This window comes from Mycobacterium sp. DHQP2018-32-09, from assembly GCF_058148405.1.
Genome location: NZ_JBYVYK010000006.1, coordinates 41,261 through 55,020, shown reverse-complemented (window position 1 = coordinate 55,020; position 13,760 = coordinate 41,261). Strand labels below are relative to the sequence as shown.

Sequence of the window (13,760 nt, the reverse complement as noted above, 5' to 3'; positions counted from 1 at the left end):
GGGCAGCCTAATGGCCCGCTGCGCTCAGGTGAACGCACCCTTGGCTGCGGCCAACGCTGCGCGCGGCGCATCGGCGACGGTCGCCGTCCACGCGAGCGCGGCGTCGTAGACGTGGTCGGGTGCGCACAGTTCGTCGACCAGACCCAGCGTGCGCGCCTCCTCGGCGGCCACGAAGCGACCGCTGAACACCAGCGCCTTGGCCCGGCTCTCCCCGATCACCCGCGCCAGCCGGGCCGCGGCGTCGGGGGCCACCGGCAGCCCGTCGCGGATCTCGGTGGCACCGAACTTCGCGTTGTCACCGGAGACGCGCCAATCGGCGGCCAGCGCCAGCGCGAGCCCGGAGCCCAACGCGTACCCCGTGATCGCGGCGACGGTCGGCTTGGCGATGGCGGCCACCGCCTCGCGGGCGCGACGCGCCACGTCCTCGGCGGCGGCGTCCTCGGCGGCGTCGAGCGTGCCGCGCTCGCCCAGGTCGGCGCCCGCGCAGAAGATCTCGTGGCCGCCGTAGAGCACGACGCTGCGGACCCGCGGGTCGGCGTCGAGTTCGGCTGCGGCAGCGACGATCTCGCGGTTCAGCTGGCGGGTGAGCGCATTCGACGGTGGCCGCGACAGCAGCAGCGTGCCGATGTCGTCCCGCACGTGGGTGGAGACGAACTCGCTCACGGGGCGCGGTGATTGCGGGCGGCGTTGTAGCGCTCGCTGTTGAAGAACTCGATGCTCCAGCTGCCCTGGATCTCGTCGGCACGCAGCGTGGGCTGGATGGCGACGATGTCGCGCTCGTCGGCCAGCACGTCGGCGACCGTGCGCCCGGCCAGCGAATCCAACTGCGACCACGTGGGCGGCAGCAGGAACGACCGGCCCGCCTCGAACTCGCCGAGCGCCGCCGACGGCGTGGTCCAGAACGCCTGGTCGGTCTCGGTGTTCTCGCCGTCGGCGCGCTGCCCCTCCGGCAGGGCGCCGACGAAGAAGTACGTGTCGTAGCGGCGGGTGCGCTCCTCCTCGGGGGTGATCCAGTTGGCCCACGGGCGCAGCAGATCGGCGCGCAGCATCAGCTTCTCGTCGCGCAGGAAGTCGGCGAACGACAGCGACCGATCGGCCAGGGCCGCCCGCTGGGCGCGGTAGACCGAGGCGTCGTCGACCAGCACGTCGGGATCGTCGGCGGCCCCGGCGAACAGCACGCCCGACTCCTCGAACGTCTCGCGGGCCGCCGCGCACACCAGCGCCGTCGCCAGGTCGGATGCCACGCCCAGCCGCTCGCCCCACCACGCGGGCTCCGGCCCGTACCACGCGATGTCGGTGGTGCGGTCGCGGTCGTCGACGCCACCGCCGGGGAACACCATGACCCCGGCGACGAAGTCCATCTGGGAGTGCCTGCGCATCAGGAACACCTCGATGCCGCCGACCTCGCCGCGTTCGCGGACGAGCATCACCGTCGATGCCGGCCGTGGCACCAGGGGATCGGTGGAACGGGACCCGGTCATGCACGCCTCCTGTGTGCCGCGCGGGCGCGGGTGCGCCGCGCGAAGTATCGCCCGTCGATCATCTCCAGCGCGATCGACTGCCCGAACGCCGCGGAGAGGTTCTCGGCCGTCAGCACGTCGGTGAGCAGACCGGACGCGACGACCTCGCCCTCCGACAGCAGCAGGCAGTGGCTGAAGCCCTGCGGGATCTCCTCGACGTGGTGGGTCACCAGGACGGTCGCCGGCGCGTCGGGGTCGGCGGCCAGGTCGGCCAGCCGCGCCACCAGCTCCTCGCGGCCACCGAGGTCCAGACCGGCGGCCGGCTCGTCGAGCAGCAGCAGTTCGGGATCGGTCATCATCGAGCGCGCGATGAGCACGCGCTTGCGCTCGCCCTCGCTCAACGTGCCGTAGGTGCGTTCGGCGAGGTGTTCGGCGCCGACGCTCTCGAGCATGTCGACGGCCTGGGCGTAGTCCACGTCGTCGTACCGCTCGCGCCACCGGCCCAGCACGGCGTAGCCGGCCGAGACCACCAGGTCGCGCACCACCTCGTCGTCGGGCACCTTCTGCGACAGCGCCGAACTGCTCAGGCCCACCCGCGACCGCAGCTCGGCCATGTCCGTGCGGCCCAGCCGCTCGCCCAGCACGTACGCCGTTCCCGACGACGGATGGTCCATGGCGGCCGCGATGCGCAGCAGCGACGTCTTGCCCGCCCCGTTGGGCCCGATCACCACCCAGCGTTCGTCGAGTTCCACCGCCCAGGTCAGGGGCCCCACCAGCGTCTTGCCGCCGCGGCGGAGGCTGACCCGGCGGAAGTCGATCAGCAGGTCTGGGTCGACTCCGGCGTCTGGCTGCTCGTCTCGATCTCCGGCCTGGGACACGCGCCCATCGTAGACACGGCGGGTTGGGTGAAGGCCCACCCGCTGCCGGCGAGCCAGCGGCGTGGCGTCACCCGCAGCACCAGTTGCACCAGCGGCCCGATGCCGAAGGCGTAGACCAGGGTGCCCACCCCGACCGTGCCGCCGAGCAGCCAGCCGACGGCCAGCACGGTCGCCTCGATGGACGTGCGCACCAATCGCACCGAAAGACCGGTCCGCGCAACGAGTCCCGTCATCAGGCCGTCGCGGGGCCCGGGACCGAGGCCGGCGGCGATGTAGAGCACGGTGCTCACCGCGTTCAGCAGGACCGCGCCCAGCAGCATCGCGGCGCGCCCGACCAGGTGGTCCGGCGCCGGCAGCAGGGCCACGCCGACGTCGACCGTGACGGCGATGACCACGACGTTGGCGACGGTGCCGATGCCGGGGCGGTTGCGCAGCGGGATCCAGGCCAGCAGCACGGCGACGCCGACCACCGCCGACGCCACCCCGATCGTCATGCCGGTGCGTTGGGCGAGCCCCTGGTGGAAGACGTCCCACGGATCCAGGCCGAGGTGGGCCTGGACCATGAGGGCCATCGAGGAGCCGTAACCGACCAGCCCGGCCAACAGCGCGCCGGTGCGCGTCAGCGCGCGGGTCACGCGTGGTCGGGGAAGCGGGCGCGGATGGCGTCGAGGTCGGCCTTCGTGCGGCGCCAGTCGGCGTCGCCATCGCTGCGGTCCGCGGGTATTCCGTGCCGCGGTTCGGTGCGAAAGACGGTGCCGAACCGACGCGCCGAACGCGTCATGCGAGAGGTCCAGTTCGAAGCCATGTCTCGATATTGGCTATCGATTTCCTTGTCAGCAATATCCAGTTGAGGCAAACTGGCTCGCATGCGCCGCCTCGACGTCGATCTCCTCGCCCGCGAACTCGGCAACTGGCGTACTGCGAACGCCAGCGGTCCGGCCTACCTCGGCCTCGCCGACGGGCTGCGCATGCTCGTCATCGACGGCCGCGTGCCCGTCGGCGCCCAATTGCCCAGCGAACGGGCCCTGGCCGAGACGCTGCACGTCTCGCGTACCACGGTCACCGCGGCCTACGCCCACCTGCGCGACGAGGGATATCTGGTGGCTCGCCGCGGCGCCCGCAGCACCACCGCGCTGCCGGTCGCCGGCGTGCCCCCGGTGCCCCCGCCGACCGCGACACCGGTCCCCGGCGCGGGCACGGTGAACCTGGCCGCCGCGACGTTCGCCGCCCCCGCCGCGGTGACCGCGCGTGCGTTCGCCGATGCCGCCGTACAGGTGACGCCCTATCTGCACGACATCGGGGTGGAGCTGACCGGCGTGCCCGTGCTGCGCGAGCGGCTGGCCGAAAGATACTCTGCGCGTGGACTTCCCACACATCCCGACGAGATCATGGTGACCACCGGCGCACTGCACGCCATCGGCCTGATCCTGGCCACCTACACCTCCCCCGGCGACCGCGTGCTGGTCGAGCAGCCCACCTATCACGGCGCGCTGTCGGCCATGGCCACCCGCGGCATCCGGCCCGTGCCGGTCGCGGTCACCCACGAGGGCTGGGAGATCGGAGCCGTCGAGGCCGCGATGCGCCAACTGGCCCCCTCACTGGCCTACCTCATTCCCGACAACCACAACCCGACGGGGCTCACGCTCGGTGCGGCCGAACGCACGGATCTGGCCCGCGTGATCGCCGAGACGCGCACCCGCACCATCGTCGACGAGACCATCACCGACATGTGGCTCGACGAGCGCGTGCCCGCTCCGCTGGCCGCCGCCATGACCATGCGCCGTGACCTAGTGCTGACCGTGGGGTCGATGTCCAAGTCGTTCTGGGGCGGACTGCGCATCGGCTGGATCCGCGCCGAGCGCGCCACCCTGGCGACCATCGCCGCCCTGCGGCCGTCCATCGACATGGGCACCGCCATCGTCGAACAGCTGGCGGCCGCGTCGCTCCTGGCCAGCGAGGCCGAGGTCATGCCGGAACGCCGCGACATCCTGCGGCGCCGACGCGCCCTGTTGCTGTCCCTGCTCGAGGATCTGCTGCCGGACTGGCAGCCCCTGCCCGGCACCGGCGGCATGTCGCTGTGGATCCGGCTGCCCGCGCCCATGAGTTCCGCGCTGTCGGCGGCCGCCTCGCGGATGGGGCTGGAGATCCCGCCCGGCCCGCGCTTCGGCGTCGACGGCACGCTGGAGCGGTTCCTCCGCGTGCCGTACACGCTGCCCGACGAGCAGCTCACCGCAGCCGTCGAACTGCTGGCGCGGGCCTGGCACGGGGTCACCGGGACCGCGGCCGCCGAGCGCGTCGCCGTCGTCGTCTGACGGGTCCGCCGCGGCGTCAGACCCCGTCGGGAATGTCGACGCGCCGCAGCGTCCCGTCGACGGCGTCGGCGGCCTCGATCTCTCCGCGGGTGACGCCCAGGATGAACAGCACGGTGTCCAGATACGGGTGGTTCAGCGAGGCGTCGGCGACCTCGCGCAACGCCGGCTTGGCGTTGAACGCGACGCCCAACCCGGCCGCCGACAGCATGTCGATGTCGTTGGCGCCGTCGCCGACCGCCACGGTCTGCTCCATCGGCACGCCGGCCTGCTGGGCGAAGTCGCGCAGCGCCTTGGCCTTGCCGGGCCGGTCCACCACCTGCCCGACGACGCGGCCGGTGAGCTTGCCGTCGACGATCTCGAGTTCGTTGGCGGCGACGAAGTCCATCATCAGCTCGTGCGCCAGCGGCTCGATGACCTGGCGGAAACCGCCGGAGACGATGCCGCAGTGGAAGCCGAGGCGCCGCAGCGTGCGGATGGTGGTGCGCGCCCCGGGTGTCAGCTCGATCTGGTCGGCGACGTCGTCGAGCACGCTGGCGGGCAGCCCGGCCAGCGTCGCGACCCGCTGGTGCAACGACTGGGCGAAGTCCAACTCGCCGCGCATCGCGGCTTCGGTCACCTCGGCCACCGCCGCGAGCGCACCGGCCCGCTCGGCCAGCATCTCGATGACCTCACCCTGGATGAGCGTGGAGTCGACGTCGAACACGATGAGCCGCTTCGCGCGCCGCGACAGGCTGAAGTCCTCCAGCGCGATGTCGACGCCCTGTTCCACGGCCACCCGGGCCATCGCCTGCTGCAACTGCCCGTAGGCCGCGCCCGCGGGGACGGAGACGCGCAGTTCCAGACCCGTGACCGGGTAGTCGGAGACCCCGCGGATGGTGTCGATGTTGACGCCGAGGGCGGCCGCCTCCCGGGCCACGACCGCGAAGGCACCGGCCCCGATGGGCCTGCCCAGCACGACGATGGTGTGCGTCGACGGTTCCCGCAGAACCGGCAGGTCGTCGCTGCGCTCGATCGTCACGTCGAGACCCACCGACCAGATGGCCTGCTGCACCTCGTCGCGCAGGGTCGCGCTCATCACCTCGACGGGGCCGGCCACCAGCACACCGAGCGTCAAGCGCCCGCGCACCACGACCTGCTCGACGTTGCGGAGTTCGACCCCGTGCCGAGACAGCACCTCGAACAGCGCCGACGTGACGCCAGGCTTGTCTCGCCCGGTGACCGTGATCAGCAGGCTGGAAGAAGACGTCGACACGTCTGTGCGTCGCCTGCCGTCAGGTACGGACGTTTTCGTCGAGCCGCGTCACGTCCCCGTCCGAGGGGCCGTGCGCACGGCCGACGTGCGCTTCGGCGCGCATCCTCTCGACCATGTGCGGGTAGTGCAGCTCGAACGCGGGCCGCTCCGAACGGATGCGGGGCAGCTCGGTGAAGTTGTGCCGCGGCGGCGGGCAGCTGGTGGCCCACTCCAGGGAGTTGCCGTAACCCCAGGGATCGTCGACGACGACGGGCTCACCGTAACGCCAGCTCTTGAACACGTTCCACACGAACGGCAGCGTCGAGATGCCGAGGATGAACGAGCCCACCGTGGAGAACACGTTCAAGGTGGTGAAACCGTCGCTGGGCAGGTAGTCCGCGTAGCGGCGCGGCATGCCCTCGTCACCCAGCCAGTGCTGCACCAGGAACGTGGCGTGGAATCCGATGAACGTCAGCCAGAAGTGCACCTTGCCCAGCCGCTCGTCGAGCAGCCGGCCCGTCATCTTCGGGAACCAGAAGTAGATGCCCGCGTAGGTGGCGAACACGATGGTGCCGAACAGCACGTAGTGGAAGTGCGCGATGACGAAGTAGCTGTCGGTGACGTGGAAGTCCAGCGGCGGGCTGGCCAGCAGCACGCCCGACAGGCCACCGAGCAGGAACGTCACCAGGAAGCCCACCGAGAACAGCATCGGTGTCTCGAAGGTCAACTGCCCCTTCCACATGGTGCCGATCCAGTTGAAGAACTTGATGCCCGTCGGCACGGCGATCAGGAACGTCATGAACGAGAAGAAGGGAAGCAGAACGGCTCCCGTCGCGTACATGTGGTGCGCCCACACCGCCACCGACAGCGCGGCGATGGCCAGCGTGGCGTAGATCAGCGTGGTGTAGCCGAAGATCGGCTTGCGGCTGAACACCGGGAAGATCTCGCTGACGATGCCGAAGAACGGCAGCGCGATGATGTACACCTCGGGGTGCCCGAAGAACCAGAACAGGTGCTGCCAGAGCAGCACGCCGCCGTTCGCAGGGTCGTACACGTGGGCGCCGAGGTGGCGGTCGGCGGCGAGGCCGAACAGCGCGGCGGTCAGGATCGGGAACGCCAGCAGCACCAGGATCGACGTCACCAGGATGTTCCAGGTGAAGATCGGCATGCGGAACATCGTCATGCCGGGGGCGCGCATGCAGACCACCGTGGTGATCATGTTGACGCCACCGAGGATGGTGCCGAGACCACCGACGGCCAGACCCATGATCCACAGGTCGCCACCCGCACCGGGCGAGTGGATGGCGTCGGTCAGCGGCGAGTAGGCGGTCCAGCCGAAGTCGGCGGCGCCGCCGGGGGTGATGAAACCGGCCATCGCGATGAGGGCGCCGAAGAGGAAGAGCCAGAACGAGAAGGCGTTCAGCCGCGGGAACGCGACGTCGGGAGCACCGATCTGCAGCGGCAGCACCAGGTTGGCGAAGCCGAACACGATGGGCGTCGCGTAGAACAGCAGCATCACCGTGCCGTGCATGGTGAACAGCTGGTTGTACTGCTCGTTCGACAGGAACTGCAGACCCGGCAGGGCCAGCTCCGTGCGGATCAGCAGCGCCATCAGGCCGCCGACGAAGAAGAAGATGAAGCAGGTGACGCAGTACATGATGCCGATCAGCTTGTGATCGGTCGTGGTGAGCATCTTGTAGATCAGGGTGCCCTTGGCGCCCATCCTGGGCGGGAACGGCCGCCGTGCCTCGAGTTCACCGATTGGGGGCGCTTCGGCTACCAACAGATCCTCCTGGGTCTTCTGGGGCTTCCCGGGCCGCGTGCTCGACGGGCGCGTGCGGGCACACCCGTGGCTCTGCACTGAATCGTAACCCCCTTCGGACCGCCTGGCGCACGTGGTCCTACAAACCGTCGTATTCGTCACCGAAAAGACCCCACCGTGTCGCGTCCCGGCACGTCCCCGGCGGTGAATCCGCAGGGTGTTACCGTCGGCGGCGTGTCGTTGTCCTCCCCGCGCGTCGGACCCGTCCTGGCCGGCGCGGCCGTCCTGGCGGCCGTGTCGACGACCCTGCTCGGCGGCTGCGGCACGAGCGGCGGAGCGGGCTCGTCGGCGGTCCCCAACCCCGCCGACGCCCCCATCACCAGCACCACCAAGGTGGCGGGCGCCGGGGTTCTCGGCAACCAGCGCCGCCCCGACGAATCGTGCGCCGCGGAGCCCGCAGCCCTGGACGCCGGGCCCGACCGGCGCGACCCGCAGCGCATCGTCGTGCTCTCCGGTGACCAGCTGGACATGCTCTGCGCGCTGGGGCTGCAGTCGCGCATCGTCGCCGCGGCCGTGCCCGACGGCGGAGGCCAGCCGTCCTACCTGGGTCGCGTCATCCACGACCTACCCGCCGTGGGCACCAGGACGTCGCCTGACCTCGACGCGATCCGCGCTGCCAACCCCGACCTGATCCTGGGCTCGCGCGAGCTGACGCCGCAGGACCTCGACCCCTTGAACGGGATCGCCCCGACGGTGTTCACCGGCGCCCCGGGTGCCGCGTGGCGCGACACCCTGCGCGAGGTGGGCGACGCCACGGGCCGCCGCGGCGCCGCCGACCGCCTGATCGAGGGGTTCGAGGACGCGGCGCGCACCACCGGCGCGCAGAACGACGGCACGCACTACCAGGCGTCGATCGTGCGGCTGACCGAGACGACGGCGCAGGTGTACGGCCTGGACGACTTCCCGGGCAGCGTGCTCGGCGCCGCCGGCGTCGACCGGCCCGCGACGCAGCGCTTCACCGACAAGCCCTACGTCGAGGTGAGCACCACCGATCTGGCGGGGGCCGACTTCTCCCCCGCCGAGGGCGACGCGGTCTACGTGTCCTTCGCCTCGCCCGCCGCCCGTGACCGTGCCCCGCAGGTGCTCGGCAGCGACGCGTGGCGACGGCTCTCGGCGGCCAAGGACGGCCGGGTGTTCGTGGTCAACGACGAGGTGTGGCAGTCCGGCGAGGGCATCGTCGCCGCGCGCGGCATCCTCGACGACCTGAGGAGCATCAACGCGCCGATCAACTAGGCGGGCGGCCGCGGGGCCCGCGCGTCGTGGCGAGCCTGCTGACCGAACTGGTTGATCCCCAATGCCCCGTCGGGAAGCACGAGGTCGCCGGAGGCGATCCGGGCGCGCAGGTAGGCGAACGTCTGCGCGGTCTGCGCGAACAGGTGCTCCCCCGCCCGCAGCGGCGGCCGCCGCGGGCGGCTCTCGTCGACGAAGCGCGGCAGCGGGCTCACCACGGTGTCGTAGTCCACGTTGAAGAACAGCGGGAACGAGTAGCGCTCCTGCGCGACCTTGCGGACGCGGTGACTGGTCGCGACGAACTCGCCGTTGGTCCACAGCTCCAGCAGGTCGCCGACGTTGACCACGAACGTGCCGTCGATGGGCGGCACGTCGATCCACTCCCCCGCGCCGTTGAGCACTTCGAGCCCGGGTGCGGTGGGCTTGAGCAGCGTGAAGCACTCGTAGTCGGTGTGCGCGCCGATGCCGAGGACGTCCACGGCGTCGGGGTCGTACGGGTAGTGCACCAGGCGCAGCTGGCTCGGCGTCTTGGTCGCGTGGCCGCAGAACACCTCCGGGTCTTCCCCGAGCGCGACGGCGAACGCCGCCAACAGCTGGTGCCCGACGGCGAGCACCGCCTGGTAGTAGTCGGTCACGGCCTCGGCGAACCCCGGCAGGTCCGGCCACGCGTTGGGCCCCAGCATGGGATTGCCCGCCAGGTAGTCGGGATCGTCGGCGGGCAGGTCCAGTGCGGTGTCGAACGCCTCCTTGAGGTCCGGGGTCCCGCTCTCCACGCCCTCCTCCCCCACGGGCACGTAGCCGCGGTGGCAGCGCGACAGCCCGATGTAGGTGCGCATCTTCTCCTCGACGGGCAGCGCGAAGAACTGCGTGGTGACCTCCAGCAGACGCTCGACGAGGGCGTCGTCGACGCCGGTGCCGCCGACGTAGAAGAAGCCGACCTCGCGGGCCGCCCGTCCCAGCTCCGCGGCAACCGCGGCCCGGCACGCCGGATCCGGTGACCGCAGGCCGCTGACGTCGACGACGGGGACCGACGTGAAGGTCGGCATGGTCTCCGGCATGGTCTCCGGCATGGACTCCGGCGTGGTCTCCGGCATGGACTCCGGCGTGGTCGACGTGGTGCTCATGACGGGGGATTCCCTTCGGTTCTTCGAATGGTCCAGCGCACCCCATCGGCCCGGACCTCTGACGTCTCGATCTCCAGCGCCCGCCACCGGGGCGCGCCCACGTCGTCGAGGAACACCTCACCCCCACCGGCGAACCCGAACAGTGCCCCCACGCGTACCAGCAGGCCGGGCGCCCCGTCGGGCCCGGCCAGCAGCAGCGCGCCGCACGGTACGGCGGTGCCCGCATCGCGGACCCAGTGTTCGACGTAGTCCTCGTGCACCCCGGTCTCCACCAGAGTGTCACCCTCCCAACGCATCTCACCGGCATCCGGGAACGGTCCCGGTGCCGTCAGGTCGACGCTGCGGTGCCAGGAGAACACCGAGCCGTCCTGTGACAGCGTGCCCGCGAAGCCCCGGGAGTCGACGTACGCCGACGGGCCCTGCAGCCACCGCACGTCACCGTCGGTCACGTGGGAGCCGTCGGCCTCGATCAACAGCGTGCGCCGCCACTGGCCCGCGCAGTCGGCGATCCGTACCGGCGTCACGAGGTCTGCTCCCAGCGGGTGCGCAGCCGCCGCCGCCCGGACTCGGTGGGTTCGCCGAGCGCCCGGATCCTGGCGATGCCGCCGTCGGGGTGTGCGGCGACGCGGATGGCCCGGATGCCGTCGGCGGCCACGTGGAACGTCTGCCGGGCATCGGCGACCAGCGCGGTTCGCGCCAGCACCACGACGTCGAATGGCAGTGTCGCCCAGTCCCCGTCGTCGTCGGAGTGCCGGCGGGTGCCCAGCACCTCGACCGCCTGCGAGGCGTTGAAGACGTAGTGCGTGGTGTCGATCTCGATGCGGTGCAGGCGTGCCTCGGCGGCGAACGAGATCACGACGGCGTCGTGGGTGTCGGGGCCGACGTCGCGTCGGCGACGGGCCTCCCAGCCGTCGCCCATGTTGCGGGGCCGGTCGGGCGCGATGACCCGGGTCGCGTCCGAGAAGAAGCCGTCGCTGCACCACCGGACGCGCCCGCCCTGCTCGGAACCGGACACCTCGACGGTCACGCCGTCAAAGTCCCGCGGGTCGGGTACCACCTCGCCGTACACGCGCAACCTGGCGACGCCGCCGTCGGAGGCCAGCCGCAGCCGGACGTGGGTGAAGCGGCGGCGATCGTCGACGGCGCGCAGGTTGTGCGAATCCGGCTGCAGCACGGTCCGTTCCACGAGCGTGATCCACGAGACGTCGGATGCCGTCGGGTCGTCGGTCCGGCCGAGCACGCACGCGTCGACCCAGCAGGCCGTGGGATGGTTGCCCGAGAACGACCGGGTGTCCACGTCGACGCCGTGCACGCGGCCGGGGACGCCGAGGCGCACGATCACCCAGTCGCCGTCGGCGCCGGCGTGTCTGCGCGTCTCCCAGCCGTCGACGACCTCGCCGCGCAGGTCGAACGTGCCTGGTACGAAGGCGGGTTCGGCCGCGACGATCAAGTGCTCCTTGACGCCGAACGACTCGTCGCTGGCCGCGACCACGCTGCCCCCGAGCGTGCGGCACGCGAGGTCGACGCCTGCCGTCACGCGCCCAGCCCCCGGTTCGTGGCGCCGGCGGTCACCGGCTGCGGCGTGCGACGGGGCACCGCGACGCCGGCGACCCACGTGCGCACCGCGGCACCCCGCAGGCTGGTGCCGTCGTACGGGCCGCCGGGGTGGCGCTGGTGCGATTCGGCGGCGCGGACCGGCGCCCACACGTCGGGATCGAAGACGCACAGGTCGGCTCGCGCCCCCACCGCGATGCGGCCGCGGTCCCGGTAGCCGGCCAGTGCCGCGGGCCGCTGCGACATCCACCGGCTCAGGTCGGCGATGCCGAAGCCGCGCGCGGCGGCGTGCGTCCACGTGACGCGCGGCGCGAGTTCCAGGGAGCCGATGCCCCCGAACACCGTGCCGAAGTCGCGGCCCTTGGCCGTCGGCGCGCACGGTGAGTGATCGGAGACCACCATGTCGAGCGTGCCGTCGGCCAGTGCGGCCCAGAGGGCCTCGCGGTTGGCGCGGTCGCGGATGGGCGGGCAGGCCGCGTACTCGACGGCGCCGTCGGGCACGTCCTCGGCGGCCAGGCCCAGGTAGTGCGGGCACGTCTCGGCCGTGACGGCAAGGCCCTCCGCCCGCGCCGCGGCGAGCAACGGCAGCACGGTGGCGCTCGAGACGTGCACCACGTGCAGGCGCGCGCCGGTGCGCCGGGCGACGTCGACGACGAGGCGCACCGCCGCCAACTCCGCCTCGTCCGGCCGCGAGCGCAGGAACGCGTCGTAGCGCCGGCCGTGGGGAGCCGGGCTCTCGGCGAGCACCGCGTGACTTTCGGCGTGAACCAGCAGGACCGCGCTCAGTGCTGCGACTTCCGTTGCCGCGGAGAGGAACTCGTCGGGCTTGAGGTGGCCGAAGTCCGGGTTGCCGGAGTCGGCGAGGAAGCACTTGAACCCCACCGCCCCCGCCGCGGCCAGGGGCGCCAACGCGCCCACGTTGGCGGGTACCGCGCCGGCCCAGAACCCGACGTCGACGTGGCAGTTGCCCCGCGCGACGGCACGCTTGGCCGCGAGCGCCGTCACGGTGGTGGTCACGGGATCGCAGTCCAGCGGCATGTCGACGATGGTGGTGATGCCCGCGGCGGCCGCGGCGGCCGTCGCGGTCGCGAAACCCTCCCAGTCCGTGCCGGGTTCGTCGACGTGCACGTGGGTGTCGACGAATCCCGGCAGCAGGACCGCAGGCGCGGTCACCTCCACGACGTCGGCGCCACCGACGGCGTCGTCGCCTCCGGTGATGCCGGTGACGGCGGTGATGACCCCGTCGGCGACGGCGACCGCCGCGGGGCGCAGCACACCGTCGACCAGGGCCCGCTCGGCTCGCAGCAGCAGGTCGGTCACGCGCCGAACCGGTCGTGGAAGTGCTGCGTCAACTCGGGCCAGACGTGCGGGTCGTGGCCGGGGATCAGCGGGTACCCCTTCTCGGCGGCCAGCCGCTTGAGCTTGCGGATGGGTTCGACGGTGTCGTGCGGATCCACGTCGATGAACCCGCCGATGGGCAGTTCGTGCTCGATGTTCTCGGTGAGATCCGCGGCGTCGAAGGCGAACACGAACCCGTCGCCGCCCACGGACTCGTCGAGATCGACCACGAAGCTCTGGTGCCCCGGCGTGTGCCCGTAGGTCGGTACCGCGGTCACGCCCGGCGCGACCTCGGCATCGCCGTCGGCAAGGCGCCAGTCGATGGCGGGATCGTCGAAGTCCACCCGGACGATCGCGTTCCGTTCGGGCTCTGGATGATTCGCCAGGCCGTACTCGAGTTCGCGGCGTTGCGCATGGACCGGCACCTTGCCTGCGAACAATTTCAGACCGCCGGCGTGATCGTGGTGCAGGTGGCTGACCGCGACGGTGTGGATGGCGTCGAAGTCCACCCCCACCTCGGCGAGCCGCTGTTCGATCGGCTCGCCGGGGCCGGGGAGCACCGGGCGGTACTCGACGGTCGGGAAGAACCGCCGATACAGAGCGGGGTCGCGCACCAGCGCGGTGTTGAACCCGGTGTCCAGGAGCACCCAGCCGCCGTCGGTCTGCAGCAGCACGCCCGGCACGGGTTCACGCATGCGTTCCTGCGGGGGTGCGCCGTACACCGACACCGACTTCGGCAGTTCCTCCCAGCCGAGCGTGAGCAGGATGATGCGGCGCACCCCGGCCCTGCGCCCCAGGATCGGCGCCATGC

The 13,760-nt window shown here is 71.6% G+C and carries 14 protein-coding genes; 2 read left to right on the top strand and 12 right to left on the bottom strand.

Annotated elements, in window-relative coordinates:
* Positions 1–24 precede the first annotated feature (24 nt).
* From AC30CM_RS04755 to AC30CM_RS04735, 5 genes are read right to left on the bottom strand one after another with little or no spacing between them, the layout of a single operon-like run.
* Positions 25–663 carry an enoyl-CoA hydratase-related protein gene (locus tag AC30CM_RS04755; protein ID WP_490115677.1) on the bottom strand — a complete coding sequence of 213 codons (639 nt, stop codon included), beginning with the start codon at positions 661–663 and terminating at the stop codon, positions 25–27.
* Positions 660–1,481: an NUDIX hydrolase gene (locus AC30CM_RS04750; protein WP_490115676.1), complete on the bottom strand. Its 822-nt coding sequence runs from the start codon at positions 1,479–1,481 to the stop codon at positions 660–662. Before AC30CM_RS04750 ends, AC30CM_RS04755 begins: the two co-directional genes overlap by 4 nt.
* Positions 1,478–2,377 carry an ABC transporter ATP-binding protein gene (locus tag AC30CM_RS04745; RefSeq protein WP_490115675.1) on the bottom strand — a complete coding sequence of 300 codons (900 nt, stop codon included), beginning with the start codon at positions 2,375–2,377 and terminating at the stop codon, positions 1,478–1,480. Before AC30CM_RS04745 ends, AC30CM_RS04750 begins: the two co-directional genes overlap by 4 nt.
* Positions 2,278–2,973 carry a membrane protein YczE gene (yczE, locus tag AC30CM_RS04740; RefSeq protein WP_490115674.1) on the bottom strand — a complete coding sequence of 232 codons (696 nt, stop codon included), beginning with the start codon at positions 2,971–2,973 and terminating at the stop codon, positions 2,278–2,280. The genes AC30CM_RS04745 and yczE overlap by 100 nt, the downstream gene beginning before the upstream one ends.
* Positions 2,970–3,143: a hypothetical protein gene (locus AC30CM_RS04735; RefSeq protein WP_490115673.1), complete on the bottom strand. Its 174-nt coding sequence runs from the start codon at positions 3,141–3,143 to the stop codon at positions 2,970–2,972. The genes yczE and AC30CM_RS04735 overlap by 4 nt, the downstream gene beginning before the upstream one ends.
* A 61-nt stretch (positions 3,144–3,204) precedes the next feature.
* Here AC30CM_RS04735 and yczR point away from each other — a divergent pair, with 61 nt between their 5' ends.
* On the top strand, positions 3,205–4,650 hold the full coding sequence (gene yczR, locus AC30CM_RS04730) for a MocR-like transcription factor YczR (RefSeq protein WP_490115672.1): 1,446 nt from the start codon (positions 3,205–3,207) through the stop codon (positions 4,648–4,650).
* Between the two features lie 16 nt (positions 4,651–4,666).
* Here the strand turns inward: yczR and serB are convergent, their stop codons facing one another.
* Positions 4,667–5,902 (bottom strand): phosphoserine phosphatase SerB, encoded by a 1,236-nt coding sequence (serB, locus tag AC30CM_RS04725; protein WP_490115671.1) that lies wholly within the window; start codon positions 5,900–5,902, stop codon positions 4,667–4,669.
* Positions 5,903–5,921: 19 nt separating this feature from the next.
* Positions 5,922–7,664, bottom strand: coding sequence for an aa3-type cytochrome oxidase subunit I (gene ctaD / locus AC30CM_RS04720; RefSeq protein WP_490115670.1), 1,743 nt, complete (start codon positions 7,662–7,664; stop codon positions 5,922–5,924).
* A gap of 213 nt (positions 7,665–7,877) precedes the next feature.
* On the opposite strand from ctaD, the gene AC30CM_RS04715 reads away from it, so the two are divergent.
* Entirely contained in the window at positions 7,878–8,936 is a 1,059-nt protein-coding gene (locus AC30CM_RS04715; protein ID WP_490115669.1) for an iron-siderophore ABC transporter substrate-binding protein, read from the top strand.
* On the opposite strand, the gene AC30CM_RS04710 is transcribed toward AC30CM_RS04715, so the two are convergent.
* The 5 genes from AC30CM_RS04710 to AC30CM_RS04690 form a co-directional block, all read right to left on the bottom strand.
* Positions 8,933–9,979, bottom strand: a complete 1,047-nt coding sequence (locus AC30CM_RS04710) for an isopenicillin N synthase family dioxygenase (RefSeq protein ID WP_490115738.1) — start codon at positions 9,977–9,979, stop codon at positions 8,933–8,935. The two genes, AC30CM_RS04715 and AC30CM_RS04710, sit on opposite strands and share 4 nt — an antisense overlap.
* Before the next feature lie 74 nt (positions 9,980–10,053).
* Entirely contained in the window at positions 10,054–10,581 is a 528-nt protein-coding gene (locus tag AC30CM_RS04705) for a hypothetical protein (protein ID WP_490115668.1), read from the bottom strand.
* Complete coding sequence (gene alc / locus AC30CM_RS04700) at positions 10,578–11,594, bottom strand: allantoicase (protein WP_490115667.1); 1,017 nt, start codon at positions 11,592–11,594, stop codon at positions 10,578–10,580. Before alc ends, AC30CM_RS04705 begins: the two co-directional genes overlap by 4 nt.
* A complete protein-coding gene (gene allB, locus AC30CM_RS04695; RefSeq protein WP_490115666.1) occupies positions 11,591–12,931 on the bottom strand; it encodes an allantoinase AllB in 1,341 nt (446 codons plus the stop codon). The genes alc and allB overlap by 4 nt, the downstream gene beginning before the upstream one ends.
* Positions 12,928–13,758, bottom strand: coding sequence for an N-acyl homoserine lactonase family protein (locus AC30CM_RS04690; RefSeq protein WP_490115665.1), 831 nt, complete (start codon positions 13,756–13,758; stop codon positions 12,928–12,930). The genes allB and AC30CM_RS04690 overlap by 4 nt, the downstream gene beginning before the upstream one ends.
* Positions 13,759–13,760: the final 2 nt, after the last annotated feature.

Coding starts and splice junctions, on each gene's coding strand:
- AC30CM_RS04750 (WP_490115676.1), bottom strand. CDS start 1,481: ATGACCGGGTCCCGTTCCACCGATCCCCTGGTGCCACGGCCGGCATCG.
- AC30CM_RS04735 (WP_490115673.1), bottom strand. CDS start 3,143: ATGGCTTCGAACTGGACCTCTCGCATGACGCGTTCGGCGCGTCGGTTC.
- yczR (WP_490115672.1), top strand. CDS start 3,205: ATGCGCCGCCTCGACGTCGATCTCCTCGCCCGCGAACTCGGCAACTGG.
- AC30CM_RS04710 (WP_490115738.1), bottom strand. CDS start 9,979: ATGCCGACCTTCACGTCGGTCCCCGTCGTCGACGTCAGCGGCCTGCGG.
- AC30CM_RS04690 (WP_490115665.1), bottom strand. CDS start 13,758: ATGGCGCCGATCCTGGGGCGCAGGGCCGGGGTGCGCCGCATCATCCTG.